This is a genomic window from Streptomyces sp. CNB091 (genome assembly GCF_000377965.1).
Map to the genome: position 1 here is coordinate 103,053 of NZ_KB898994.1, position 26,967 is coordinate 130,019.

General features: G+C 74.2%; 15 protein-coding genes and 1 riboswitch. Of the genes, 10 read left to right on the forward strand and 5 right to left on the reverse strand.

The features are described 5' to 3' along the window. The first annotated feature begins 47 nt into the window (after window positions 1-47). The 5 genes from D581_RS0110405 (at window position 48) to D581_RS0110425 (ending at window position 13,217) form a co-directional block, all read left to right on the forward strand. Complete coding sequence (locus tag D581_RS0110405) at window positions 48-2,321, forward strand: VWA domain-containing protein (RefSeq protein WP_018957171.1); 2,274 nt, start codon at window positions 48-50, stop codon at window positions 2,319-2,321. Window positions 2,322-2,453: 132 nt separating this feature from the next. Continuing rightward, complete coding sequence (locus D581_RS0110410; RefSeq protein ID WP_026290389.1) at window positions 2,454-6,389, forward strand: tubulin-like doman-containing protein; 3,936 nt, start codon at window positions 2,454-2,456, stop codon at window positions 6,387-6,389. Further along, entirely contained in the window at window positions 6,386-9,073 is a 2,688-nt protein-coding gene (locus D581_RS0110415; protein ID WP_026290390.1) for a hypothetical protein, read from the forward strand. Before D581_RS0110410 ends, D581_RS0110415 begins: the two co-directional genes overlap by 4 nt. Beyond that, entirely contained in the window at window positions 9,067-11,124 is a 2,058-nt protein-coding gene (locus tag D581_RS0110420) for a hypothetical protein (RefSeq protein WP_026290391.1), read from the forward strand. Before D581_RS0110415 ends, D581_RS0110420 begins: the two co-directional genes overlap by 7 nt. Then, window positions 11,121-13,217 carry a hypothetical protein gene (locus tag D581_RS0110425; protein ID WP_026290392.1) on the forward strand — a complete coding sequence of 699 codons (2,097 nt, stop codon included), beginning with the start codon at window positions 11,121-11,123 and terminating at the stop codon, window positions 13,215-13,217. Before D581_RS0110420 ends, D581_RS0110425 begins: the two co-directional genes overlap by 4 nt. Before the next feature lie 26 nt (window positions 13,218-13,243). On the opposite strand, the gene D581_RS0110430 is transcribed toward D581_RS0110425, so the two are convergent. Both D581_RS0110430 and D581_RS01000000137085 read right to left on the reverse strand, forming a co-directional pair. Then, entirely contained in the window at window positions 13,244-14,359 is a 1,116-nt protein-coding gene (locus tag D581_RS0110430) for a DUF4037 domain-containing protein (protein ID WP_018957172.1), read from the reverse strand. Continuing rightward, window positions 14,356-14,748: a hypothetical protein gene (locus D581_RS01000000137085; protein WP_018957173.1), complete on the reverse strand. Its 393-nt coding sequence runs from the start codon at window positions 14,746-14,748 to the stop codon at window positions 14,356-14,358. The genes D581_RS0110430 and D581_RS01000000137085 overlap by 4 nt, the downstream gene beginning before the upstream one ends. Here D581_RS01000000137085 and D581_RS0110440 point away from each other — a divergent pair. Beyond that, complete coding sequence (locus tag D581_RS0110440; RefSeq protein WP_018957174.1) at window positions 14,741-15,940, forward strand: ATP-binding protein; 1,200 nt, start codon at window positions 14,741-14,743, stop codon at window positions 15,938-15,940. The two genes, D581_RS01000000137085 and D581_RS0110440, sit on opposite strands and share 8 nt — an antisense overlap. Beyond that, a complete protein-coding gene (locus tag D581_RS0110445) occupies window positions 15,937-16,974 on the forward strand; it encodes an AAA family ATPase (RefSeq protein ID WP_018957175.1) in 1,038 nt (345 codons plus the stop codon). Before D581_RS0110440 ends, D581_RS0110445 begins: the two co-directional genes overlap by 4 nt. A 157-nt stretch (window positions 16,975-17,131) precedes the next feature. On the opposite strand, the gene D581_RS0110450 is transcribed toward D581_RS0110445, so the two are convergent. Both D581_RS0110450 and cobN read right to left on the reverse strand, forming a co-directional pair. Then, window positions 17,132-18,304 (reverse strand): hypothetical protein, encoded by a 1,173-nt coding sequence (locus tag D581_RS0110450; RefSeq protein WP_032752648.1) that lies wholly within the window; start codon window positions 18,302-18,304, stop codon window positions 17,132-17,134. 63 nt (window positions 18,305-18,367) lie between these two features. Continuing rightward, window positions 18,368-21,973, reverse strand: a complete 3,606-nt coding sequence (gene cobN / locus D581_RS0110455; RefSeq protein ID WP_018957177.1) for a cobaltochelatase subunit CobN — start codon at window positions 21,971-21,973, stop codon at window positions 18,368-18,370. A gap of 117 nt (window positions 21,974-22,090) precedes the next feature. Beyond that, window positions 22,091-22,170, reverse strand: a riboswitch (cobalamin riboswitch). Window positions 22,171-22,576: 406 nt separating this feature from the next. Between cobN and D581_RS0110465 the strand changes: the two genes are divergently transcribed. From D581_RS0110465 to D581_RS0110475, 3 genes are read left to right on the forward strand one after another with little or no spacing between them, the layout of a single operon-like run. Further along, complete coding sequence (locus tag D581_RS0110465) at window positions 22,577-23,989, forward strand: cobalamin biosynthesis protein CobG (protein WP_018957179.1); 1,413 nt, start codon at window positions 22,577-22,579, stop codon at window positions 23,987-23,989. A 52-nt stretch (window positions 23,990-24,041) separates the two neighbouring features. Continuing rightward, on the forward strand, window positions 24,042-24,668 hold the full coding sequence (locus D581_RS0110470) for a precorrin-8X methylmutase (protein ID WP_018957180.1): 627 nt from the start codon (window positions 24,042-24,044) through the stop codon (window positions 24,666-24,668). Window positions 24,669-24,679: 11 nt separating this feature from the next. Beyond that, a complete protein-coding gene (locus D581_RS0110475; RefSeq protein ID WP_018957181.1) occupies window positions 24,680-26,191 on the forward strand; it encodes a precorrin-2 C(20)-methyltransferase in 1,512 nt (503 codons plus the stop codon). Here D581_RS0110475 and D581_RS0110480 read toward each other — a convergent pair. Continuing rightward, the gene (locus D581_RS0110480) at window positions 26,176-26,961 is read right to left on the reverse strand and encodes a cobalt-precorrin-6A reductase (protein WP_051114569.1); all 786 of its coding nucleotides are present in this window, start codon (window positions 26,959-26,961) and stop codon (window positions 26,176-26,178) included. The two genes, D581_RS0110475 and D581_RS0110480, sit on opposite strands and share 16 nt — an antisense overlap. Between the last annotated feature and the right edge of the window lie 6 nt (window positions 26,962-26,967).

Below are 26,967 nucleotides of genomic sequence, written 5' to 3' on the forward strand. Positions count from 1 at the left end.
ACGCAGACACCACGCAGACACGGCAACGACAGTAAAAGGGGACGGTCGTGCGAAATGACCGAAGAAGAGGCCCGGCCGGCACCGGCCGGGCCGGGCGGGCGGCGCTGGCCGTCCTGGCCGGTGCGGCCCTGCTCACCTCCCTGACGGCACCGGCCGCCGCCGATCCGGAGCCCGCCGCGGCCGCCGCGCCCGCCTTCGCCTCCGTCAACTACGCGGTGGCCGTCGACCAGTCCGCGAGCCTCGCGCCCGCGGACATCAAGGCGGAGAAGGCGGCTGCCGCCCGGATCGCGCTCGGCGACGTCTCGGCGACCTCCCACATCAGCGTGTTCGGCTTCGCCGCCGCCGAGTCCGCCGACCAGCGGGCGGTGGACCCCGTGTGCCCCCGTACCCGACTGGACGCGGCGGGACGGGAGTCGGTCGGGGGCTGCGTGGAGAAGCTGCGCGGCCGCAAGAAGAGCGAGGGCACCGGGACGGACTTCCCGAGCGCGATCCGCCAGGGCGTGCACGAACTGAGCTCGGGCACCGACCCGTCGGCCCCCCGGGTGCTGTTCCTGCTCACCGACGGGGAGATGGACGTCACCGGCAGCCCGCAGTACGGCGACCCGGCGCACCGCGAGGCCGAGGGGAAGCGGCAGCTGGAGCTGGAGCTGAAGAACGCCGCCGCCAAGAACGTACAGATCTGGCCGCTCGGCTTCGGTTCCGACCCGGACAAGGAGCAGCTCGACAAGATCGCCGCCGGCGGCTTCCAGAAGGGCTGCGTCGACCTGCCGTCCGCCCGCCCCACCGCCCGCAAGGTCTCCGGGGCCAAGGACGTCGGGCGGGCGCTGGAGAAGATCTTCGCCGCCGCGCACTGCCTGCGCTACGCGTCGGGTCCGAGCAAACGCCCGCCCGCCACCCTGCCCATCACCATCTCGCCGCTGGCGACCGTGGGCAGCATCGTCGTGGACAAGGGTTCCCCCGAGGTGACCGTCACCTACACCGACCCGCTCGGCAACAAGGTGCCCACCGCCGGGAAGTTCAAGGACTCCACCTTCGAACTCGCGGGCGGCGGCGGCACCGTGGAGGCGCTGAAGATCGTCGACCCGGTGCCCGGCCGGTGGAAGGTCGACGTGAAGGCCCCCGAGGGCCACCGCTCGCTGCCCGTCGGCGTCAGCGTCCTGTGGCAGGGGGAGCTGCGCGGCTCCATCACGATGGACCCGCCCTCCCCGCAGGCCGGGGAGAAGGCGACCGTCACCATGCGGCTCCAGACCCGCGAGGGCTACGAGATCAAGGACCCGGCCGACTACGCCGGCCTGAAGGTCAGCAGTCAGCTCACCGGCGACGGCTTCGCCCCGCTCCCGCTGCGGCTCGCCGACGACGGCAAGGGGCCCGATCCCACCGGGAGCGACGGCTCCTTCAGCGGTACGGTCACCGTCCCGAAGAGCGCCGACGGCGCCCTGAAGGTCAGCGGCACCCTCACCGCATCCGGGCTCAGCGCCGACACCCGCAGCGAGGGCGGCCAGGTCGCCCCCGGGGCCCTGCCCGTCACCACGGCGCTCGCCCCGGTCCGCGGCGACGGCCACCCCGGGGACACGGTCACCGCGAACCTCTCCGTCACCAACACCACGGACGCCCCGCACACCCTGAAGCTGTCCCTCGCGGACGTCCGGGCCGGGCTCCTCACCGTGAGCCCCGCCGAGATCGTGGTGAAGCCCGGCGCGTCCTCCACCCACGAGATCAGGCTCGGGATCGGGCCGGAGAAGTCCTTCGACGGGCGGCTCGACGACGGCCCCCTCGGCATCGGCGGCACCGTCACCGTCCAGGACGCCACCGACGGCGACCGCACCCTGGTGCGCACCCCGCTGTCCGTCCAGGTCACCCCCGAACCCAGCCTGCTGGACCGGTACTGGTGGGTGCTGGTCGGCGCCGTCGCGCTGGTCGTCGTCGGCGTCCTGGCGGCGCTGGCCTGGCTCCGGCAGCGCCGGGGCCGCCGCGACCCGCACGGGCTGACGCTCCACCTGCTCTCCGAGGACGGCGACGTGCTCGGCGTCCACACCGCCGGACACGGCCAGAAGCAGTGGTACGCGTTCGACATCGCCGAGGCGCACAGCAACCCGCGCATCGAACGGCGCACCAACGGCCGGTACGCCGTGCAGCGCAGCCCCGAGGGCGGCGCGGTGCTGCGCAAGAACGGCCGCGGCCGGGAGCGGCTCACGGCGACCGGGCGGGTCGATCTCACCGACCGGCTGAGCCTCGCCCTCGGCGAGGACTCCGTACGCACCACCGTCCCCGGGCGGCCCGACCCGGTGCCCACGACCGGTGGGAGCGACGACTACCTGTGAGGCGCGCGCCGCCCGCCACCCGGCGGGCGGCGCCGCAGGACCCGGCGTCACCGCACGGCCGCGAGACTCGCGGCCGTGCGGTGACGCCCATGGACGAACCGGCCCCACCGCGGCCGGAAGCGGGAGGAACCCATGAAGATCTTCCAGCCGATGCTCTTCGTCGGCCTGGGCGGCACCGGCGGCCTCGTCGGCGCCGAGCTGGAGCGCAAGCTGCGCGTGGACCTGTGCGGACCCGACGGCACCGCCCTCCAGCACATCGGCGGCCTCGCCCCCTACCAACTGCCCGACTGCCTGCAGTTCGTGTACGCGGACTTCAGCGAGTCCGACCTCCAGCGGCTGCCCCAGTTCAATGTGGACTCCTCGCTGCGCGCGGCGTACGCCCGCACCTCGCGGGCCACCCACAACCTCCTGCCGAACTTCGACAGTTCGCCGGAGGTGACGCAGATGCTGCGGGCCAGCCTGCGCGAGGAGGTCGCGGGCTGGCTGCCCCCGCGTGACGGCGAACCGCGCGTCACCCCGCTGCACAACGGCGCGGGCCAGCTCCCCACGGTGGGCCGCGCCGCGCTCTTCGCCACGCTGCGGCACTCCCTCCAGCCGGTCCTGGAACCCCTCCTCCAGGCCATCGACGCCATCGCCAGGGCCGCGGGCGAGCTGAGCGAACTGGGCGGCGGCCGGGTCGCCGGCTGCGACGTGTTCGTCGCGTTCTCCGTCGCCGGCGGCACCGGGGCCGGGATCTTCCTGGACTATCTTCACCTGATCAACCAGGCGTTCAAGATCCGCAACTTCAACGGCGTGAAGATCTACCCGCTGGTCGTCATGCCGTCCTCGTTCTCCGCCTCCACCGGCGGCGGGCGCGAGGCCGACCTCAACGCCGCCCGCGCGCTGGTCGACCTGTTCCGGCTGGTCGACGGGCAGAACGCGCCGACCGCCGGGGCGGAGATCGGCGAACTCGACCAGGAGACCGGCCTCGGCATCCGCTACCCGGGCATCACCCCGGTCCGGCTGCGCACCGGGATCCTGCCGACCGCGTTCCTCTTCAGCCCGACCGCGGGCATCCGCCAGGACGACCTGCGCCGCTCCATCGTCTCGCTGGTGATGTCGCTGATCGGCACCGAACTGGGCGACAGCCGGGCCCAGGGCCGGTCGATGGCCGGCGACGACGACTTCCAGACCTTCGCCGCGAGCTTCATCAACCGGGGCGTGCACCGCAGCGCCCTGTCCCCCACCGGCATCGGCCGCCAGGGGGTGTCCACCAGCCTGGTCGCCTCGATGACCGCCCCCATGGAGCAGCTGGCCGACCTGGTGGCCGGGCGGCTGCTGCGGGTCGCGGTCACCGAACTGGTGGAGCGGCCGCGCAACCCGGTGAAGGACGACACCGTGCCGCTGGTCCGGCAGCTGTTCGCGGACTCGCAGCTCGAAGAGCTGTGGGAGCGCAAGCAGTTGGCCGTCGAGGACCCGCAGCCGCTGCCGCGCGGCGGCAAGGCGATCGAGGAGGCGCTCAACAACCGGATCGGGGACATGCAGCGCCAGCTGTCCGAGCTCCAGTCCGTCGCCGACCGGCAGGCCGCCGCGATGGCCGCCCGGTTCAGCCCGCGCCCGGCGATCGAGAAACTCCTCCAGAGCGTCGACCCGTTCCTCGCCGAACGTCTCGTCCGGGGGGTCCCGGACAGCGAGGACGAGATCACCCGGCTCGGGTTCCTCGGCATGCTCACCGCCCGCTCCCGCTCCCCGAAGCGGCCCCCGGGCGTCACCGACCAGCCGCCGAAGACCCCCCGGATCAAGGGCAGCATGGCCGGGCTGTCCCCGGCCCGGTGGGGCGACGACGAGGTACGGGTCGTCCTCCAGGCCCAGGACAGCTGGTACCGCTGGCGCAGCCGGGCCGTGTGGCACGAGGCCTGGCGGGAGCAGCAGCAGCGCTGGCAGTCGCAGGCGGACACGGCGGGCACCGACCTGGCGCGGCTGGTGAACGCCTTCCGCAAACACGCCGACCAGGAGCCCAAGTCCTCGCAGCAGAAGGGCCTGGAGCTGTACGCGGAGCGCACTGGCATCTCCTACCTCCTGCCGCCGCAGCGCAGCCTCAACCACTTCTACGAGGACGTCGTGGCCCGGCTCGTCCGCGGCGAGGGCCTCCGCGAGAGCGACGACGAGGCGTCGCTGCTGCTGCGGCTCATTGACGGGGACACCTGGCGGGAGGTGCACGCCCGGAGCCACCGCGACCCAGACGGGGCGGTCGGGGCCGTCAAGGCGCGGCTGGAGGGGCGGATCACCCGGCTCTTCGCCGAGAGCGGCGCGCAGTTGGAGGAGCGGCCCCTGCTGCCCTCGATGAGCACCCTGCTGGCGGCCGCCGCCGGTGACGCGGACGCCACCGACCAGGTCAGCAAGGAAGCGCTCGACCTGTTCAGCCGCAAGCTCACCGGTCTGCTGCCGGTCGGTTTCACCCCGGAGGGCACCGGGCCGCTGCGGGTCCTGGTCACCCACCCGCGGGTCCAGGCGGCGGAGGAGGTGCAGGAGTACCTCTCCAAGGCGCTGCGGCTGCCGTCCGACGCGAAGAACTCCGTCGAGTACCGGGGCGTGGAGAGCGACTCGATCACCGTGGTCCTCTTCCGCAGCGAGATGAGCCTCACCCAGGTGCCCGAGGCCCGCAAGGTGCTGCGCCAGTGGGCCAGGGCCAAGGACGACGAGCAGGCCCACGACGTGCTGCGCTGGCGGCAGCGCCTCGGGTTCGAGGACGACTGGATGGTCAGCAGCGAGGAGGACCGGCGCACGATCCTGCACCGCCTGCTGTGCTGCATGTGGAACGGCCAGGTCGACGTCCTGGACGGCGACACCGCCTCGCCCTCCCGGGTGCGGCTGCGGCTGTTCCCGGAGAAGGGGGCGAGCGTCCCGGGCGTACGGCTGCGGCTCGGGGACTTCCCCGGCTCCATCTCCAGCTGGTCGGAGCTGCTGCGCTCCTACGAACGCTGGACGGTGCTGGACGACGAGCGGACCGTGGAGGACTACTGCAGCAAGCTGATGAGCGCCCAGCCCCTCGGGGTCGGGCGGGCGGGCACCGAACCGCACCCGATGTTCGTCGAGCTCGTCGAGCGCATCGCCCCGCGCCAGCTGGAGCTCCTGGAGGAGCGCCGGGAACTCGGCGGCCGGCGCGTGGACGGCTGGATCCGGCCGTTGTGGGAGTTCTGGGCGGAGACCCTGCCCGCGGCCCTGGACATGGAGTTCGGCGACAAGAAGGCGATCCAGCCCACGTTGCGCACGCTGCTGGAGTACGCGCGCGGCGGCGTCCCGAAGACGCCCCCCGCCCGGCCCGCGCCGGAGCGCCGGCGCGTCGTGGTGGACGACGAGGACTGGGGCACCTCGGCCCCGAGCACCGACGAACGGCCGGGCGACGACGCCCTGCCCGGTCCGCGCTCGGCTCCCCTCTCGGCCCCGTACGACGCGGAGGAGCGGTACGCCGGCGCGGACCGGCACACGGACGCCCGGCCCACGGACACCCGGCACCCAGGCGCCCGGTACGGGGAGGAGCGGTACGGGCCGGAGCGGTACGGGCCGGACGCCTCGCGCGAGGACCGGCCGAGCCGGGGCGAAGGACGCCGGGAGGAGCGGTTCGCGGACGAGCGGCCCCGCGACGAGCGGTTCACCGACTCGTCCCCGGAGTCGCGGGCGGGCGACGCCCGGTTCACCGACTCCCCCGGCGACGCCCGGTTCGACGACGACGACCGGTACACCGGCTCCCGGCCGGGCGACGACCGGTACCCCGATTCCCGGCCCGCCGACGACCGGTACACCGGCTCCCGGTCCGACGACGACCGGTTCGGCGGGGGCGAGCCCGCCGGCCCGCGGGACCTCGGTGCCAGGGACATCGGTGGCAGGGACGTCGGTGTCGGGCGTGACGGTGCCAGGCGTGACGGTGCCAGGGGCGGCATCGACGGCAGAGATGACGGCGCCGCCGACGGGTTCGGCGAACAGGACAGCCCGCCGGCCCGCCGGCCGGCCGCGGGCGGCTGGGACGCCGACGGCTGGGGCACGGACGACGAGGGCGACGCCGGGCGCCGGAACGGGGGCCCGCAGTGACCACTCCCGAGGACACCACCGCCGTGGTCCGTCTCGACTTGCGCGCCGGGGCAGCGGCCCTGGCGACCTCGCAGGCCGTACGCGACCGGGTGGCCGAGCAGCTGGGCCGGGCCGGACTGCCAGAACCGGACTACCCGTTGTTCCTGGTCACGGACACCCCGGCCGGACTGACCGACCACCAGCTCCAGTACGAACTGCTCTCCGGCTACCGGGCGGTGGGCGAGACCCGGATCCTGGTGCTGCTGGTGGGCAGCTCCCCCGGTTCGTACGCCGGCGGGGAGGAGGCGTACCTCCCCGACCGCCGGCTGGTGCGGCCCACGACCCTGCGGGCCGCCACGACCGGCCTGGTGTGGGCCGGTGATCTGCGTTCCGCCCGTACCGCCCTGGACCGGGTGGAGCCGGACGACCCCGCGGCGCTGGCCGTCCTGGTGGACCTCCTGTCGGTCCCGGACGTCTTCGTCCGGGTCCTGGAGGGGCTGCGGAAGCTGCCCGACTCCGTCGCCGCCCCCGGGGTACGGCTGCTGGAGCAGGACCTCCCGACGGAGGTCAGGGACCGGGCCTGGCGGGACGCGCTGACCCGGTTCGCGGGTGAGGACAGCGGGGCGGGCGACCCGGTCGACATCGTCCCGGACTCCCAGCTGCCCGAACCGCTGCGCGCGCTCGTGACGGGGCGGGACGGCCGGGGCCACGGGCACCGGCGGCCGGACGGCCGGGCGAACCTCGCGCACCGCACGTGCGCGGAGTCCCTGGACCGCGCGGACGAGGACCTCGTCGCACTGCGGTCCTTCCCCGGCCTGCTGCACCCGGCCCGGCGCAATGCCCTGGAGGCGGATCTGCACCAGGCCCGCGAGGACCTGGACGGGTTCCGCGCCCTGGTGGAACGGGCCCTCCAGGGCGGCGGCGGAGCGGCGGCGCCCACCGCGGAGGCCGCCGCCCGGCTCGGCGCGCTCGGACTGCGGGTGCCGCCGGCCGACAGTGCGGGGGAACGCGTCGGCGAGGGGCTCCGCGAGCTGGCGGGCAGGCTGCTGGGCGACGGGCTCGCGCTGCGTTCGGTGGCCCAGCACTTCACCGCGCTGGCCGGGCGGGTCGAGCCGGTGCCGGGCACCGCCCTGCTGCACCGGCTAGCCGACCACTCCGAGGAGTCGGTGACCCGCGGCTCCGCCACCGAGTACGCCGCGCCGCCCCGCACCCCGGGCGCGGTGCTGCTCATGGCGGGCGCGGCGGGGCTGCTGGGCGGCCTGTGGCAGTGGCCCGCCGTCCTGGCGGCGCTGCTGGTGCCGGTGCTGTTCGTCGTCGTCGCGCTGCTGGGCGCGAACCGGCTGCGCACGGGCCGGCGCGCCGCCCGGTGGCCGATGGGCCCCCGGATCGCCGCCGTCGCCGGCGCGGTGGCCGGGGCGGCGGTCGCGTACGCCGCCGACCCGCCGCTCTGGCTCGGCGGGACCGGGCTGCTGGTCGGTCTCGGTCTCACCGCCGAGGCGGTCCGCAGGCTCTGGCGGGACGCCGCCGACTCCTGGGCGGCCGGGCGCGGCACGACGGCGCTGCGCACCGCGCTGGACGGGCTCGACACCCTGCTGGCGGAGCTGGTGCGCGAGCACTGGGCGGCGGAGGAGCGCCTGTACTGCGCGGACGCCGCGCGTTCGGTCGCCGGGATGCTGCGGGCGACCGCCGCCGCCGCCGACGCCCAGGCCGCACCGGAGCCCCTCGCCCCGGCCGGGGCGGACGGTACCGGTCCGTACGGGGCCGAGGGCTGGCTCGACGAGCCCTCCGCGCTGGAGAGCCCGGAGCCCGACGCCGCCGACGGGGGCGCGGACGACGGCGACTGGGCCGCCGCCTACGCCTGGGACAACACCCCGGACCGGCACGGCGATCCGGAGGCCGACCGGGCCGGCGACCCGTACGGCACCCCTTACGGCGACCGGGACGGCGGGGACCCCGGACCGTACGGCACACCTTCCCCGGCCGCGTACCCGGCGGGTCCTGACGACGCCCCATGGGGGAGCGGCGAGGGCGACCGCGCACCGCGCTGGCTGGACCGGGAGATCGGTGAGGGCGGACCGGAGCTGGTCGCCACCCTCACCGGGGACCTCCGCAACACCGCGATGGCCGCCATGGCCCCCTACTGGGGCGCCGTCGAACGCGGCCAGGCCGGGGCGCTCGCGCTCGCGCGGACCGAGGAGCGGGTCCGTGAACTGCTGTCCGCCGCCCGCCACCACCTGTGGCGCTACGGGGTGCTGGCCCCGCCGCCGTACCCGGCCGACCACCGCGCCCGCACCACGGCCGCCGGGCTGCTGGGCACCGATTCGCTGCGGGTCGCCGAGCTGATGGGCCGGGAGACGGACCGGGGAGCCGTCGTCCAGCTGTCCTCGCCCGAACAGGGGGCCCTCCTCAGCCGCGACCCGGAGGCCGCCCTGTGGATCCGGTTCGCCCCGGCCACCCTCCAGGGCGAGATCGAGGCCGCCTGGCGGAAGAGCGGTTCGCCGCCGGCCGAGGAGGCTTTGTGGACCTCCTCCGGGCGGTACGCGGGGCTGATCCGGCTCACCCCGCTGCGGATGGGCGTCGTCGACACGGTCCTGCCCCGGCAGAGCACCGGCGGCAGCGCCCGGACCGACGCCGACCACGCCGAGCCCACCGACCACGACGAGCCATCCGACCACGACGAGTTCAGGGAGGACGACCGGTGGTGACCACCACCCCGCCGGGCCGGCCGGGGGCGCCGGGGGCCCCGCGCCCCCACCTGGTCCTCACCGACCCCACCGGGCGGCGACGCACCGCCCCGGCCCGCTTCGGCCCGGCCTCCCGGCGGGACCCGGCGCTACCCCAGCGCATCCGCAACGGGCTGCTCGACGACCGGGGACAGCGGTGCGTCCAGGTGTTCCTGTCGACGGCCGACGCCGCCAACCCGGCGGCCCGCACCCTGCTGGACACCGAGGCGGGCACCGCCCTGCGCCTCGACCGGACCCTGGAGAACACCCCGTACGCCCACCTGTTCCCCACCGTCATCGGCTACGAACTGGACACCGCCGAGCCGTTCCTGCTGTACGCCGCCCCGCGCGGCGCGCCCGTCGGACGCACCCATGTGATGTCCGCGTCCGACCAGCGGGTGTTCGCCCGGGACCTGACGCTGGCCCTGTGTCTGCTGGACGGCCAGGGTCTCGTGGCGCGCGGGATCTCCCCCGCGACGGTGTTCTGGGACGGTACGTCGGTGCAGCTCTGGGGCCTTGAGGGCGTCACCCGCGCCGGGCGGCCCCGGACGCCGTGGGGCCGGGCCCCGTTCGCCTCGCCCGAACAGCACCGGGGCGAGGGCCACGCCGACCCCCGGGACGCGGTGTGGAGCGCCGCCCAGGTGCTCTACCAGCTCGTGACCGGCCGGCCCGGCCCGGCCGACCGCGCCCCCGCCGACCTCGACCGGCATCGGGTGCTCGCCGGGACGCTGCCCCGCGCCTTCGCCCCCACGGCGGCCGGACGCCCCACGCCCGGGGCCCTGTTGGAGCTGCTGGCCCCCGAGGAGGCGCGGCGGCTGGGGTCCTCGACCCCGACGGACGGCTCCCGCCCGCACCAGGAGGCGTTCGACCGGGCGCTGGACGCCAAGCGGCGGACACCCGCTCCCCCGGAGGACCCGGCGGACGGCCCACCCGAGGACCGGCCCCCCGGGGAGGTGCTCTGCCCCTACTGCCTGGAAGGCATCCAGCTCGACCTCGGCAACCTGTTCGTGACGGACGACCAGATGCAGTACCGGCCCCTGGACCTCTCCCGTATCGGCAACCCGGTGCGGCGCGAGGACGTGATGCGGGGCGCGGTCCAGCAGTGCACGGCCGACCCGGACTTCCCGGAGCACCACATCCCGGTGCCCTACCTCACCCACGGCCGCCCGCTGACGGTCGCCATGATCGGCCAGTCCAGCACCGGGAAGAGCCATCTGCTGACCCAGATGATCGCCGAGATCACCGACGGCGGCCTGGAGCGGTACGGGGTGGGCTGGCAGTCCGTCAACCCGGAACAGCACGCCCGCTTCGTCCGTGAGCGGGTGCAGCCGCTGCGCAGCGGCAAGGTGCTCGACCACACGAGCGGGGTCGGCCTGGACGGCTTCGCCCGGTTCGTCGAGTCGCTGCTGCTCACCGACGCGCGCGGACGGGTGCGCCCGGTCGCCTTCTTCGACCTCGGCGGCGAGGACCTCGTCCGCACCGACGGGGCGCTGCGCTTCCTGCTCGGCATCGACGCCCTGGTCTTCGTCGTCGACCCGGCGCTCGCGCTGCCGCTGCCGCAGCTCGACGGCGTACGCGAGCGCTGGGGCACCGAGGTGGACCGGGACGGCGACGCGGCGTTCGGCACGGTCCTGGACCGGCTGCCGCGCCGGGGTCCCTATCTGGAGACCCCGGCGGCGATGGTGCTCGGCAAGTCCGACCTGCTCCGGTTCCAGCCGCCGGTGGACCGCTGGCTGGGCGAGCCGCCGCCCGCCGCGATCGGCCCGGACCAGTTCCGGGAGGAGAGCGGGGACGTCTACGCGCTGCTGCGGCAGCACGCCGGGCAGGCCTGGCTGCGTCCCTTCGACGCGTTCCGCCGCTGCACCCTGCACATCGCGTCCGCGACCGGGGGCCAGGAGAGCCAGGGCCGCTACCCGGCGGGCGCGGGACCGCGCCGGGTGCTGGAACCCCTGGTGTCGCTGCTGGCGATGCACGGGATCATCGAGGCGCCCGGGGGCGCCGCATCATTCGGCGTGGGAAGGGAAACCCAGTGAACGACGCTCTCGATCGGCGCGAGGAGAGCGGCCCGGGCGGCCGGCTCGACCAGGTGGTCTTCCGCTGGGACGGGAACCAGGGCCGCTCCAGTGCGGGGATGGCGGCGGTGGCCCACTCCTGCTCCGCCGAACGCGCGGAGTCCCTCCGCCGCGAGCTGGGCCCGCTGCTCTGGGTGCCCGGCCCCGCCCCGGCGTCCCGCCAGAGCAGCGTCCGGGTCTCCTCCCGGGCCGTCGGGACCGTGCTCCTCCAGCGGTGGCCCACCCTGGACCGGGGCGGCCGGCCCAGCACGGCCTGCCACGCGGTGTTCGGCGACGCGGACGCCCTGACGCCGCTGCGCTGCCTCGCTCTGGGCGGCACCGCCTGGAGCGACAGCGCCGTCGCGGAGACCGCCGCCGGGGGCCTGCCGACGCTGGACGGTGCCCGGCTGCGGGCCACGGCGGCCGAGCGGCTGCCCGACATGCTCGAAAAACTCCCCACGGTGAAGAAGCCGTTGATGGTGGTGACCGCCGAGTGGCTGCGCGACCCCTCCCGTCGGCTCTCCCTCCTCGCCAGGGAACACGAACTGCCCGGTTGGCCGCGCCAGAACAAGGCCTCCCTGCTGTACCTGGGGCTGCTGTCGGTGTTCGGCGACTGGTTCGGCACGGAGTGGAGCTACGCCACGTACGACACCGTGGACACCCACTCGTTGCGCCTGACCTGCGTGCCCGAGTGGTCGTCCCAGGCGACGGGGGCCCGGTCGCTGGCCCGCATCCGGCTGCGGCTGCCCGCCGAGAGGGACGTCGAGATGGCAGCGGCGAAGGAGATGGTCGAGTACGTGCTCGACCGCCCCGACGCACCCCCGGGGGTGCCCCATCTGACCGGTGAACTCCTCTCCGGGGCCCACCTGCCCCGGAGGGAACGGCGCGACGCCCTGCGCCGCATGCTGGACGCCCGGCACGCCCCGTCCCCCGCACCGGCACCGGCACCGGCACCGGAGGAGGAGGGCCGCCACCGCCGCGTACGGGAGGAGGGCCGGTTCGGGCGCGGGAGCCGGCAGGAGGACCGGTACGCGATCGAACCCCGGCGCGAAGACCTGTACGCGATCGAACCCCGGGAGAAGGACCGGCACGCACGCCAGGAACCGCAGGAAGACCGGCACGCACGCCAGGAACCGCAGGAAGACCGGCACGCACGCCAGGAACCGCAGGAGGACCGGCACGCACGCCAGGAACCGCAGGAAGACCGGTACGCACGCCAGGACCGGGCGGCGCGTCACGAGCTGGAACTTCAGCGCCTGCACCAGGAATTGCTGGTCCTCCAGCGCGTCGACACCGCCCGGTCCGCGCGGCTGGCCGCCCGGCTCCAGGGCCACCTGGACACCGCGCTGCTGACCCTCCTGTCCGCCGACGGGCTGCCGTGGGCCTCCCGCGATCTCGTCCTGGCCGAACTGGCCGACGAGGGGCGACAGCGGTCCCGCGACGAAGCGACCGCACACGCGCTCTGCACCGAAGTGCTGCGGCACAACCTGTACTTCCGGCCCGCCCGGTCCGGGGCGGACGGTCCGTCCGTCCCGGAGATGCGGGAGCGGGCGGCCGAGATCTTCACCTGGGCCGTCGCCCCACTCGTACGGGACCCCCTCCGGGCCTCCGATCTCCAACCGCTGTTCAACATCATCCTCAAGGACGGCCGTGACACGGGTATGGAGTGGCTGCGCCTCATCCTGGTCACGCCCCCGGGCGGCCGGGCCCCCGACCTGCCCCCGCAGCTGTGGCAGCGGGTCGTCTGGGACCTCCTCGACCGCCCCGCGTCCGTGCCGGCACCGGCACGGACGGAGGAACCCGTGCGGCCCGCCGCTATGCCGGCCCCCACCAGGCCGACGGTGCCCCTCCCGCCCTCGTTCGCATCGGCGTCGTCCACCACACCGTCGCCAAAGGTGGCGCCGATGCCGACGGCGCGGCCGGCCACGCCCGCGCCGAAGGCGGCTCAGCCGCCCCCCTCGGAGAAGGACGGAACATCCCAACGGTCGGATCGCGTGGAGAAGTTGTTCGTGGCCGCCCTCGTCGGGGTCGGGGTGGTCGTCATCGGCTTCCTCCTGCTGATCGTTCTCACCTGACCGCCCGTCCGGTGGTGCGGGCCCCGTCAGCCGCCGAGCGCGTCGACCGCGGCCCGCACGGGCCCCTGCCGCCCGAGGAAGTCCGTGCTGTCCGCCCACTGGTCCACGCTCCCGGTCAGCGGCAGGGCCCGCAGTTCCGGGTCGGTGATGGTCCGGGCCAGGGCGTGGGCGAAGCGCTCGGCGTGCAGCACCTGGAACGGGCGGCCGTGGTACGGGCGCCGCCCGGGGTCCACCGCCTCCGCGAGGCCCGAACCGTTCTGGAGCGCGGCCACGGCCTCGTACGCGTCGCCGAGGTGCCGTTCGCGTGCCGGGTGGTCCGTGGCCGTGACGGCCCCCCGCAGGGCGGGCAGCAGCTCGTCGGCCCCGGGCAGCCGGGCGAAGGCGCTGCCGAGCCACTTGCCGTACGGCGCGTACTCCCGGGCGAGGAGCAGGCACAGGCGCATCAGGTCCCGCACGAGCCGCCCCGCGACCACGGCGGACCCCAGCTCGTCCCCCACCTCGGCGCAGCGTCCGACGAACGCCTCCTCCTGGGAGATCCGCTGCCACTGGCAGGCCAGCAGATAGCGCCACACCTCGTCCGGGTACCAGGCCAGCTCCTGCCGCGCCCGGGTCAGCGTGCCGACCCCGTCGTGGAACACCGCGCCGCCCGTGGTCTCCGCCAGCCTCTGCTGCGGCATGGCCAGCCAGTCGGGGACCGCCGGCGCGGGCGGCTCCCCGCCGGGGCCGGGGCGGAGGCCGAGCCGATCGTGCAGCCACCCGCCGACGTCGGCGACGACGACGCGGTGGTGGACCGGGCCGTCCGTCAGCTCCATGTGCCCGACCGGGTCGTCCGGGTCGGCGTGCCGGAAGTGCGTCGGCCAGCCGCGCACCTGCTTGGGCAGCCGCTCGGCGAGCAGGCGGCGCAGCCGCTCCCCGTGCGCGGCGGCATCGGCCGGTTCCAGGAACAGGTCCAGGCGCGGGCCCCAATCATGGTCCGCCGACCGGGCGGTGTCGAAGCCGAGCACCTCGGAGCCGGAGCCGATCCGGGCGGCGGCGTACCGCAGGCCGGGGTACTCCGCGTCGAGGATCGGCCGCACGGCCTCCTCGTAGAGGATCCTGGACAGGGCGAGTCCGGGCAGGAACGCGCGGGCGGGGGTCGTCATCCGCCCACTCTGCCCGGCCGGGGCGTCTCTTTCCAGGCGATTTCCGGGTCGCGGAGCAACGGCTCACGTCGGCTCGGGGAGCCGGTCGGGAGCGAGAGGAGCGAGCACTGCACCAGGTGGTCGGCCTTCCCTGCCTCGGTGTCCCGGAGGAGGGTGCTCAGCGCCTCCCGGGTGCCCGTCAGGTAGGCCCTCGCCTGCCCGGCGACCGCTGTGCAGGCGTTGCCGTCGGCGTCGGTACCCAGGCGGAAGCAGGTGGAGCTCTCCGCGCAGAAGGGCTCCTCCTTCCGGCGGCCCGTCGCGCGCTTCGCCCGCTGTCCCCAGTCCGGGGCCTCCCGGCGGGCACCCGCGCTTCCACTGTCCGGCCCGCCGGGAACTGAGAGGATGCGCACTGTGAGCAACGATGATCTGGCCGAAGTTCTGGGCACCCGCGAGAGCACGACGCTGGAGTTCAAGCGCACGGCGAAGCGGGAAGGCAAGCGCGGTGACGCCATCGCCACGGCCGTGTGCGCCATGGCCAACGACCTCTGTGGCCATGGGGGCGGTGACATCCTTGTGGGCGTGAACGACGCCGGAGATCCGGTGGACGATGTCGACACGAGCGATCGCGCGCTGCTGGCCCTGACCGACCTCCGGGACGACGGCCGCATTCTCGACCGGCCGTCGCTCACCGTCCGCATAGCCCGCTACAAGGGCAAGCCGGTCGTGCACCTGCGCGTGGAAGCCTCGGCCGCGCCGCCCGTACGGTGCGACGGCGTGGTCTGGGTCCGGCCGGGACCCACCACCCGACGGGCCGGGCGGGAGGACGAACGCGTGCTGTCCGAGCGCCGCCGGTCGGGGGACGGGCCGTTCGACGTCCGGCCCGTGGCCCGCGCGACGCGCGACGATCTGGACCTCGATCTGTTCCAGCGTTCCTATCTGCCTTCCATGGTCGATCCCGAGGTGATCGAGGAGAACGGCCGCCCGCTCGATGTCCAGCTGGCCTCTTGCCATCTCGCCACGCCGGACGGCACACCCACCGCACTCGGCCTGCTGGCCCTCGGGCTCGACCCGTCCAGCAGCATCCCGGGGGCGTACGTCCAGTTCGTGCGGTACGAAGGGGTCGACCTCGACGCGCCCGTCGCCGACGAGCAGGAGTTGCGGCAGAATCTGATCGGCACGGCTGCCCGACTCGAACCTCTCCTGCGCAGCAATCTGAGGACCCGGATCGTCGGAGACGGCTTTCGGGAGACCCCGCAACCGGACTACCCGTTGGAAGCACTGCGGGAGATCTGCATGAACGCCCTGATGCACCGGAACTACGAGACCTCCTACGCCCCGACCCGCATCGTCTGGTTCGACGACCGCATCGAGGTCACCAATCCGGGCGGGCCGTTCGGCCAGGTACGGGACGACAACTTCGATCTGGTGACGGACTACCGCAACCCGTCGCTCGCAGCCGCCTTGAAGGGGCTCGGTTACGTCAACCGCTTCGGCCGTGGCATCGGCAGGGTGCGGGCGGCGCTGGAGCGCAACGGAAATCCGCCCGCCGAGTTCCAGGTGGACGACTCGTCCTGGGCCGTGACCCTCAGGAGGGTCGTATGACCGCGACGTCGATCGCGCTTTTCAACAACAAGGGGGGCGTCGGCAAGACCACCCTCGCCTATCACCTGGCGCACATGATGGGCCGCCTCGGCCGGAACGTCCTGGCCGTGGACCTCGATCCGCAGGCCAACCTGACGTCCGTGTGTCTGGACGAGAGCGAGATCGAAGACCTGTGGTCGAACCCTTCGGAACTGATCGCCCAGGGCCTCGTACCGGCGAAACCGAACGGCACGGGACGTATCCGTGAGGGCCGGACCGTCGCCGACGCGGTACGACCCATCCTGGAGGGCACGGGCGACGTCGCCTTGGTGGAGCCGGTCCTGCTGAAGCCCGGGCTGTGGCTGCTTCCCGGAAGCCTGGACCTGAGCCGGTTCGAGGACAAGCTCTCGAACGAGTGGTTCAAGTCGTTCGCCGGGGACATCGCCGCGATCCGGACCACCACCGCGTTCCACCGCATGATCGAGCACGCCGCCGCGTCCGTGGAGGCCGATATCGTGCTCATCGACGTCGGCCCCAACCTCGGTGCCATCAACCGCGCGGCGTTGATCGCCGCAGACAGCGTGCTGATGCCGCTCGCCGCCGATCTGTTCTCCCTCAAGGGACTCAGCAACCTGGGGCCGACGCTCCGGGAGTGGCGGCACAACTGGCGTCAGGTCGTCCTGCCCCAGGTGCCGGCGGGGATCTCGGCGCCCCCGGCGGAGATGACACCGCTGGGATACGTGATCATGCAGCCGGAAATGCGTCTGGACCGCCCCGTGAAAGCCTACGAGCGCTGGCTCGGACGCATTCCGCACGTCTACTCCTCCGCCGTGCTGAACACGAAGGACCCTTCGTCCCAAGACGCTCTCCATCACATCGCGACACTGCGCAACTACCGCAGCCTGATGCCTCTCGCACACGACGCGAGGAAGCCGATGTTCGAACTCAAAGCCGCGGACGGCGCGCTCGGCAGCACCCAGAAGTACGTACAGACCTGCTACCGGGAGTTCAAGGGGCTGGCCGAGAACGTCCTGGACCGCGTGGCCGACCGGTAGCGAGGCCAGGGCCACGGCCCGGTGCGGGAGAAGGTCAGCGGCAGGGCCCGCAGTTCCGGGTCGGTGCCGCTCCCGCCGGGTGGCGGCGGACGTCTTGAAATGTGGAGACGGGTCGAGCAGGAAACGGGGAAATGGGCCGCCCCCGTCGGCACCCGCGTCAGCCGCCCTTCTTCGCCTCCCCCACCGGACGCCGGTCCACGACCCGGGCCGTCGCGTCCGCGTCCAGGTGGGCGGTGCCCTCCTTCCCGGTCACCGTGACCCGGACCCGGGGGCCTTCTCCCAGACCGGCGCCGGGCGTCACGTCGATGCGCCAGCTCTTCGGTTCGCGGACGCCCAGGGTCGTGCGGGCCTCGTGGACCAGCGCGGGGAACAGCTCGTACGGGAGCATCTGGACGTGCATCGTCTCGCCGGCCGGGCGGGCGACGTCGCCACGGATCCTCATGCGGCGTTCCTCGATGGTGATCGCGGTGACCTCCGAAGTGCCCACGCGGGCCTCCAGCTCCGCGGCCGTCTCCCGCATCCGCCCGAGGACCAGCATCGAGGAGGAGGGCCCGGAGACGGTGGTGGTCGAGGTGAACGTCCGGGAGGAGGAGGCGGACGACGTGACGGAGGGCTGCTTCGACGAGGGCCCCGTGCCGTCCTCGGACGTGAACAGCTCGCCCCGGAAGAGGAACACCACCAGCGCCGCACCCGCCAGGAACATGATGAGCATCAGCCCGCACCAGGAGCTCTCGCTGGGCCCCGGCTTCTCCACCAGCGTGGACTCGGGCGCGGAGTCGATCTCCGCCTCATCGGCCCGGCGGCTCCACTCCGGGGTCGGGCGGGTGACGATCCGCACCTCCCAGGGCTCGTCCGGGCGGTACTCCACGACGGCGATGCCACGCGGCCGGTAGACGGGGAGATCAGCCAGGTTGATGCGCTCGTCGATGTTCACGCGGTACGCCGGCCTGCCGTCCTCCGGCTCCGGCGCCACGGTCAGCCGGAAGTCCACCGGTACGTCGGCGGATTCGCCGCTCGTGGCCCGCAGGTCCTCGATCCGGGCGAGGGCGGTCCGGGTCACCGGCGGCGTGCCGGGGCCCGGCGCCCACCGCCCGACGACGGCGGCGATCAGGACGACGAGGACCAGGCCCCCGACCCCGGTGAGGACGACGGGCAGCTCCTCCAGGATCGCGCCGACCACGACGGCCGCGATCGCCGCGCCGATCACTCCCGACACGACCGTCAGGCGCAGGGCTTCGAGAATCCTGCGCATCACCGAACTCCCGCGTACCGCATGCTCGTTGACATCAAGCGCGTCCTGTCCGGCCGGCCCCTGCCCCATGGTCCCCATGACCGTGATTGTGCCGGTCGGGGGCGATCCGGGGCAGGGGGCGGCGGAAGAAATACGCCAGGGTCAGTCCTCGCCCTCCAGGTTCCCTTCCGTCTCCAGGTACACCTGGCGCAGCGCGTCCAGCACCGCCGGGTCGGGCTTGGCCCACATACCGCGCGACTCGGCCTCCAGAAGGCGTTCCGCGATGCCGTGCAGGGCCCAGGGGTTGGCCTCCTGGAGGAACTGCCGGTTCTCCGGGTCCAGGACGTACGTCTCGGTGAGCTTGTCGTACATCCAGTCGGCGACGACGCCGGTCGTGGCGTCGTACCCGAAGAGATAGTCGACGGTGGCCGCCAGCTCGAACGCGCCCTTGTAGCCGTGGCGGCGCATCGCCTCGATCCACTTCGGGTTGACGACCCGGGCGCGGAAGACACGGGACGTCTCCTCGACGAGCGTCCGCGTGCGGACGGTCTCGGGACGGGTGGAGTCCCCGATGTAGGCCTCCGGGGCCTTGCCCTTGAGCGCGCGCACGGCGGCCACCATGCCGCCGTGGTACTGGAAGTAGTCGTCGGAGTCCGCGATGTCGTGCTCGCGGGTGTCGGTGTTCTTCGCGGCGACCTCGATGCGCCGGTAGGCGCTCTCCATCTCCTCGCGGGCCGGGCGGCCGTCCAGCTCACGGCCGTAGGCGTAACCGCCCCAGACCGTGTAGACCTCGGCGAGGTCGGCGTCGGTGCGCCAGTCGCGGGAGTCGATGAGCTGGAGGAGGCCCGCGCCGTAGGTGCCGGGGCGGGAGCCGAAGATCCGGGTGGTGGCCCGGCGTTCGTCGCCGTGGTCGGCCAGGTCGGCCTGGGTGTGCGCCCGTACGTGGTTCTGCTCGGCGGGCTCGTCCAGCGAGGCGGCCAGCCGTACGGCGTCGTCCAGCAGCCCGACCGTGTGGGGGAACGCGTCGCGGAAGAAGCCCGAGATGCGCAGCGTCACGTCGATCCGGGGGCGGCCCAGCTCCGCGTACGGGATGGGTTCCAGGCCCGTCACGCGGCGGGAGGCGTCGTCCCAGACGGGGCGGATGCCGAGCAGGGCGAACGCCTCGGCGATGTCGTCGCCCGCCGTGCGCATCGCGCTGGTGCCCCAGAGGGAGAGGCCGACCGAGGTGGGCCAGTCGCCGTTGTCGGTGCGGTAGCGGGTCAGGAGCGAGTCCGCCAGCGCCTGGCCGGTCTCCCAGGCCAGCTTGGAGGGGACGGCCTTCGGGTCCACGGAGTAGAAGTTACGGCCGGTGGGGAGGACGTTGACCAGGCCGCGCAGCGGGGAGCCGGACGGGCCGGCGGGGACGAAGCCGCCGTTCAACGCGTGGACGGCGTGCGTAAGTTCGTCGGTCGTGGCTGCCATGCGCGGGACGACCTCGGTGGCCGCGAAGGTGAGGATGTCGGCCACCGCGTCCGGCAGCCCGGCGGCGACGGACGCCACCGCGGCCGGGTCCCAGTCGGCGTCGTCCATCGCCTGGACGAGCGCGCGGGCCTGCTCCTCGATGGTGTCGGCGGCGGTGCGGGTGGCGGCCGACTCGTCGAGGCCGAGCGCCTCGCGCAGCCCCGGCAGCGAGGCCGTGCCGCCCCAGATCTGGCGGGCGCGGAGAACGGCGAGCACCAGGTTGACCCGGTCGTTCCCGGCGGGCGGGTTGCCCAGCACATGGAGCCCGTCGCGGATCTGGACGTCCTTGATCTCGCAGAGCCAGCCGTCGAGATGCATGATGAAGTCGTCGAAGCCCTCGTCCTCCGGCCGGTCCTCCAGGCCGAGGTCGTGGTCGAGCTTCGCGGCCTGGATCAGCGTCCAGATCTGCGCGCGGATCGCGGGCAGCTTCGCCGGGTCCATCGCGGCGATCTGGGCGTGCTCGTCGAGGAGTTGCTCAAGGCGGGCGATGTCGCCGTAGCTGTCGGCGCGGGCCATCGGCGGCACCAGGTGGTCGATCAGCGTGGCGTGGACGCGCCGCTTGGCCTGCGTGCCCTCGCCCGGGTCGTTGACGAGGAACGGGTAGATCAGCGGCAGGTCGCCGAGGGCCGCGTCCGGACCGCAGGCGGCGGAGAGCCCCGCGTTCTTGCCGGGCAGCCACTCCAGGTTCCCGTGCTTGCCGAGGTGGATCATGGCGTCCGCCCCGAAGCCGTTGTCGTCGGCGGAGGCGGCGATCCAGCGGTAGGCGGCCAGGTAGTGGTGCGAGGGCGGCAGATCGGGGTCGTGGTAGATCGCGATCGGGTTCTCGCCGAAGCCGCGCGGCGGCTGGATGAGGATGAGGAGGTTGCCGCGCCGCAGGGCCGCGAGGACGATGTCGCCCTCCGGGTTGGCCGACCGGTCGACGAACATCTCGCCGGGAGCCGGGCCCCAGTGCCGCTCCACGGCGAGGCGCAGCTCCTCGGGGAGGGTGGCGAACCAGCGGCGGTAGTCGGCGGCCGGGATACGGACCGGGTTCTTGGCCAACTGCTCGTCGGTCAGCCACTCCTGGTCGTGACCGCCCGCCTCGATCAGCGCGTAGATCAGCTCGTCGCCGTCGCCGGAGACCAGCCCCGGGATGTCGGCCTCCGGGCCGAAGTCGTACCCCTCGGCGCGCAGCCGCCGCAGCAGGGCGACGGCGCTGGCGGGGGTGTCGAGCCCGACCGCGTTACCGATCCGGGAGTGCTTGGTCGGGTAGGCGGAGAGCACGAGCGCGATGCGCTTCTCCGCGTTCGGGATGTGCCGCAGCTTCGCGTGCCGTACGGCGATCCCGGCGACCCGGGCCGCGCGCTCGGCGTCGGCGACGTACGCCGGGAGCCCGTCCTCGTCGATCTCCTTGAAGGAGAAGGGGACGGTGATCAGCCGGCCGTCGAACTCCGGCACCGCGATCTGGGTGGCCGCGTCCAGCGGGGAGACGCCCTCGTCGTTCTCCTCCCAGGCGCTGCGCGGGCTGGTGAGGCAGAGCGCCTGGAGGATCGGCACGTCGAGCCCGGTGAGCGCGCCCGCGTCCCACGACTCGTCGTCGCCGCCGGCCGACGCCTCGGCGGGCTTGGTGCCGCCCGCCGCGAGGACGGTGGTCACGATGGCGTCGGCGGCGCGGAGCGCGTCGATCAGTTCGGTCTCCGGCGTACGGAGGGAGGCGACGTACAGCGGGAGCGGCCGGGCGCCGGCGTCCTCCACCGCCGTGCACAGCGCGTCGATGAACGCGGTGTTCCCGCTCATGTGGTGGGCGCGGTAGTAGAGGACGGCGACCGTCGGCGCGCCCTCGGCCACCTCAAGGGCCTCCCGCTCCAGCGGCCCCCACGCGGGGGCCGGGGCGGGCGGCTCGAAGCCGTGGCCGGTCAGCAGCACGGTGTCGGAGAGGAACCGGGCCAGCTGCTCCAGGTTGGCGGGCCCGCCGTGCGCGAGGTAGGCGTGCGCCTCGGCGGCGATGCCGATCGGCACGGTGGAGGCGGCCATCAACTGGGCGTCGGGGGCCTGCTCACCGGTCAGCACGACGACGGGGCGGCCGGTGGCCAGCACCGCGTCGAGCCCTTCCTGCCAGGCCCGGACGCCGCCGAGGAGGCGTACGACGACGAGGTCGACGCCGTCCAGGAGGTCCGGCAGTCCGTCGAGGGAGACGCGGGAGGGGTTGGCGTACCGGTAGCTGACGGGCCCCTCGGAAGCGCGGGCGCTCAGGAGGTCGGTGTCGGACGTCGACAGGAGCAGAATCATGCTGCGTCAGGCCTTCCTCGGGGTGTCCACGCCCCGGGCGGTGTCGGAGGGTCTCCCCACGTCCGGCTCGGAAGCCGGGCGCTGCGTCCGGCTCGGGAACCGGGCGCTCGGGGAAGGGAGTTCCTGACTCGCCCGGCCGGTGGTGGCGGCCGTGCTCACAGTGGCGGGACCGCGCCGGAATCTCACCGGGCTTCCTCCCCTGTCGCCGTCTGGCGATGGCGGCCTGAACGGACCACCGCCTGCATCCTAAGCGGCGGAGCGGGACAGGGGCAGGGGGCGGGGGTGCGGCGGTGATCACCGCACACGGGCACGGCGGCTGCCCGTACCCCGCTGACCAGCGGGTCGAGCCTGCCCGTGTCTGTCCCGCGGGTCTGTCCCGCGGGACAGACCCGCAGGGCGGCCCCCAGGTCTGTCCCCCATGGTCTGCCCCCCATGGTCTGCCCCGCAGGCCGGTCCCGCAGGCCGGTCCCCCTGGTCTGCCCGCATATCTGCCCCCGCAGGTCTGTCCCACTGGCCGGTCCCACCCCGTTGCCACGGTTCGGCCTCACCCGCTGTCCCGGAGGTCACAGGAGCGGACCCGTCGACGGGACCGGCCCGGTCGGTATGCTCGCCGCCATGCCCGATCCCGCCCCCTCGCCCCTTTCCGTGGGCGGCGCATCCCCCCGCGACGGCGGCGACGCCTGCCCGGGGACGCTGCGGCTGCACCGGGCCGACGACGGTGCGCTGGCCCGGGTACGCGTCCCCGGCGGGGTGCTGAGCGCGGACCGGGCGGACGCGCTGCTCGCGGTGGCCGGCCGGTTCGGGGACGGTGAGCTGCATCTCACCTCGCGGGGCAACGTACAGCTGCGCGGCCTCGACGCGGAGTGCGGCGGCGGGCCGGCCGAACTGCTCGGCGCCGCCGGGCTGCTGCCGTCGGCCGCGCACGAGCGGGCCCGCAACATCGTGGCCTCGCCGCTCGCCGGACTCGACGGATCGCCCTCGCTCGGCGGCTGGTTGTCCGAGCTGGACGGCCTGGTGTGCGGGTCGGCCGCCGCCGCCGCGCTCTCCGGCCGCTTCCTCTTCGCCCTCGACGCGGGCCGCGGTGACGTGGACGCGCTGGGCGCGGACGTGACGCTGATCGCGGAGGGCGGCGACTGCCTCCTGCGGGTCGGGGCCGCCGACGAGGTGTTCCGGCTGCCGGCGGCGGACGGCCCGCGCGCCGCGCTCCTGGCCGCCGAGGCATTCCTCCGCGCCGCCCGGGACTCCGGCGCGTGGCGCGTGAAGGACCTGCCCGAGGACGTACGCGCCGCGCTGGTCCGCACCATCGGGGCGACGGCGGGCCCGGCTGTTCACCGCCCCCGCCCGGGGGCGCCGAAGGTTCCGGCCCCGGGCCCGGTCACCGCACCGGACACCAGCACGCCCACGACAACGACAGCGCCCCCGTCAGCGGCAGCGACCCCGGAAGCGACCGTGACCGCGATCAGCGTCGGCGTACCGCTGGGCCGCCTGGCCCCCGCCCAGTGGAGGCTGCTCACCGAAACGGCCCGGCGGTACGGGAACGAGCGGTCCGGTTACGAGCTGCGGCTCACCCCGTGGCGCGGGATCGTCATCCCCGGCCCCTTCGGGCAGTCCGGACCCTCCGGGCGGTCCGGACCCTCCAGACCCTCCGGGCGGTCCGGGCGGTCCGGGCCCGCGGCCGAGACGCTGGACACGCTGGCGGCGGCAGGGCTGATCACCGGCCCGGACTCCCCGTGGACCGGCGTCGGCGCCTGCATCGGCCACCCCGGCTGCGCGAAGTCGCTGTCCGACGTGCGGGCCGAAGCGGGGGCCGCTGTCGGGCCGGTCGGACGGCTCCCTGTGTACTGGTCCGGGTGCGAACGCCGCTGCGGCCACCCCCACGGGGAGTGGATCGACGTGGTCGTCACGCCCGACGGACACCGGATCTCGCACGTACGGGGCGAACACCGTGCCCCCCGGGCGGCGGTCCGGAACGACCCGGCGGCACTCGCCGCGGCGGTGGCCGCGGCCCGCACCTGAGCCCACTCCCCTCCCCATACCGGCTACACCGGCAGAAGAAAGCGACAGCACTGTGCACCAGTACGAGAAGGACGGACCGGCGATCTACCGCCAGTCCTTCGCCACCATCCGCGCGGAGGCGGATCTGGCCGGGCTGCCCGCCGACGTGAGCCAGGTCGCCGTCCGGATGATCCACGCCTGCGGCATGGTCGACCTCGTAACGGACCTCGCCTTCTCGCCGAACGCCGTGGCCGACGCCCGCGCGGCCCTGCGGTCCGGCGCGCCGATCCTCTGCGACGTGGCGATGGTGGCCAGCGGGGTCACCCGCAAGCGGCTGCCCGCGGACAACGACGTGGTGTGCACGCTGTCGGACCCGTCCGTGCCGGAGCTGGCCGCGAAGATGGGGACCACGCGCAGCGCGGCGGCCCTGGAGCTGTGGCGGGACCGGATGGAGGGGGCGGTGGTCGCGGTCGGCAACGCCCCTACCGCCCTGTTCCGGCTGCTGGAGATGATCGAGGAGGGCGCCCCGCGCCCGGCCGCCGTCATCGGCGTCCCGGTCGGCTTCGTCGGCGCGATGGAGTCCAAGGAGGCCCTGGCCGAGCACCCGTCGGGCCTGGAGCACCTGATCGTGCGCGGCCGGCGCGGCGGCAGCGCGATAGCGGCGGCGGCGATCAACGCCATCGCGAGCGAGGAGGAGTAGTGACTTCTCCGGTGAAAGACACCAGTACCGGCAGGCTCTACGGTGTCGGGCTCGGCCCCGGCGACCCGAACCTGATGACGCTGCGGGCCGTCCAGGCCATCGGTGAGGCCGACGTCGTCGCGTACCACAGCGCCCGGCACGGCCGCTCGATCGCCCGGTCCATCGCGGCGGCGCACCTGCGGCCCGACCACATCGAGGAGGCCCTGGTCTACCCCGTCACGACGGAGACCACGGACCACCCGGGCGGCTACCGGGGCGCGCTGGAGGAGTTCTACGAGAAGGCCGCGGCCCGCCTCGCGGCGCACCTGGACGCGGGTCTGACCGTCGCGGTGCTCGCCGAGGGCGACCCGATGTTCTACGGCTCGTACATGCACATGCACAAGCGCCTGGCCGACCGCTACACCACCGAGGTCATCCCGGGCGTCACGTCCGTCAGCGCGGCGGCGGCCCGCCTCGGCACCCCCCTGGTCGAGGGCGAGGAGATCCTCACGATCCTTCCCGGCACCCTCCCGGAGGAGGAGCTGACGGCCCGTCTCGCCGCCACGGACACGGCCGTGGTGATGAAGCTGGGGCGTACGTTCCCGGCGGTGCGCGGGGCGTTCGAGGCGTCGGGGAGGCTGGCGGAGGCCCGGTACGTGGAGCGGGCGACGATGGCCGGGGAGCGCACGGGGGACCTGGCGGACATCGACCCGGCGTCCGTCCCATACTTCTCGGTGGCGGTGCTGCCGAGCCGCGTCGACGTGCCGCGCCCGTCCGGAGAGGCCGACGGCGGGGTCGTGGTCGTGGGCACGGGACCGGCGGGCCCGCTGTGGCTGACGCCGGAGACGCGGGGGGCGCTCGCCGCCGCCGACGCCGTGGTCGGCTACACGACCTATCTGGACCGGGTGCCGGTCCGTCCCGGTCAGGCGCGGCACGGCTCGGACAACAAGGTGGAGTCGGAGCGCGCCGAGTTCGCCCTGGACCTGGCCCGGCGGGGCCACCGGGTCGCGGTGGTCTCCGGCGGCGACCCCGGGGTCTTCGCGATGGCGACGGCGGTGCTGGAGGTGGCCTCGCAGGACACGTACGCGGACATCCCCGTACGGGTCCTCCCCGGGGTCACCGCGGCCAACGCGGCGGCGGCCCGCGCGGGTGCGCCCCTGGGCCACGACTACGCCACGATCTCCCTCTCGGACCGGCTCAAGCCGTGGGAGGTCATCGCGGAGCGCCTGCGCGCGGCGGCCTCGGCGGACCTGGTGCTGGCGCTGTACAACCCGGGCTCCAAGTCCCGTACGTGGCAGGTCGGCAAGGCCCGCGACCTGCTCCTGGAGCACCGCTCGCCGGACACCCCGGTGGTGCTGGCGCGCGATGTGGGCGGCCCGGCGGAGAGCGTACGGACGGTGCGGCTGGCCGACGTCGACCCGGCGGAGGTGGACATGCGGACGCTGCTGATCGTGGGCTCGTCGCAGACCCGGTGGGTGCGGAGGGGCGGTGCCGGCGCGGACCGGTCCATCGTGTGGACGCCGCGCCGCTACCCGGAGGCGTAGAGCTTCCGCACCCACTGGAGGGCCTCGTCGGGCGTCGCGGCCACCGGCACCCCTTCCGGTACCGGTGGCCGCCGGACGACGACGACGGGAATCCCGGCTTCACGGGCGGCGGTGAGCTTGGGGGCGGTGGCGTCCCCGCCGCTGTCCTTGGTGACGAGCACATCGATCCGATGGCGGCGGATGAGATCGAGCTCCCCCCGGAGTTCGAACGGTCCCCGGTCGAGCAGGACCTCCATCCGGGCCGGACAGGGCGGTTCCGGCGCGTCGACGGACCGCGCGAGGAACCACAGATCGTCCAGGTCGGCGAAGGCGGCGAGCCCCATCCGCCCGGTGGTGAGGAAGACCCGCTCGCCGAGTGCGGGCAGCAGCCCGGCGGCCTCGGCGAGCGTTCCGGCGGTGTGCCAGCAGTCACTGTCCTGGGCGACCCAGCCGGGCCGGCGGAGGGCGAGGAGAGGAACATGGGCCTGTGCGGCGGCCTCGGCCGCGTTCCGGCTCATGGTCGCGGCGAAGGGGTGGGTGGCATCGACGACGGCGTCCACACCGTGCTCACGCACCCAGGCGGCGAGCCCCTCGGGCCCTCCGAACCCGCCGACGCGCACGTCACCCGGCGGCAGCCGGGGAGCGGAGACCCGCCCGGCGAGCGAGGTGGTGACCCGGACCCCCGGGTCATGGGCGACCAGGTGCTCGGCCAGCCTGCGCGCCTCGGTCGTACCCCCCAGAACAAGCACATGCACAGGCGGAACAGGCAGAGCAGGCAGAACAGGCAGCATCGGAAC

Bases quoted from the DNA above. Each gene is read 5' to 3' on its own strand.
- D581_RS0110440 (WP_018957174.1), top strand. From the start codon at position 14,741: ATGCGCACTGTGAGCAACGATGATCTGGCCGAAGTTCTGGGCACCCGC.
- D581_RS0110410 (WP_026290389.1), top strand. From the start codon at position 2,454: ATGAAGATCTTCCAGCCGATGCTCTTCGTCGGCCTGGGCGGCACCGGC.
- cobN (WP_018957177.1), bottom strand. From the start codon at position 21,973: ATGATTCTGCTCCTGTCGACGTCCGACACCGACCTCCTGAGCGCCCGC.
- D581_RS0110480 (WP_051114569.1), bottom strand. From the start codon at position 26,961: ATGCTGCCTGTTCTGCCTGCTCTGCCTGTTCCGCCTGTGCATGTGCTT.
- D581_RS0110450 (WP_032752648.1), bottom strand. From the start codon at position 18,304: ATGGGGACCATGGGGCAGGGGCCGGCCGGACAGGACGCGCTTGATGTC.
- D581_RS0110445 (WP_018957175.1), top strand. From the start codon at position 15,937: ATGACCGCGACGTCGATCGCGCTTTTCAACAACAAGGGGGGCGTCGGC.
- D581_RS0110465 (WP_018957179.1), top strand. From the start codon at position 22,577: ATGCTCGCCGCCATGCCCGATCCCGCCCCCTCGCCCCTTTCCGTGGGC.
- D581_RS0110430 (WP_018957172.1), bottom strand. From the start codon at position 14,359: ATGACGACCCCCGCCCGCGCGTTCCTGCCCGGACTCGCCCTGTCCAGG.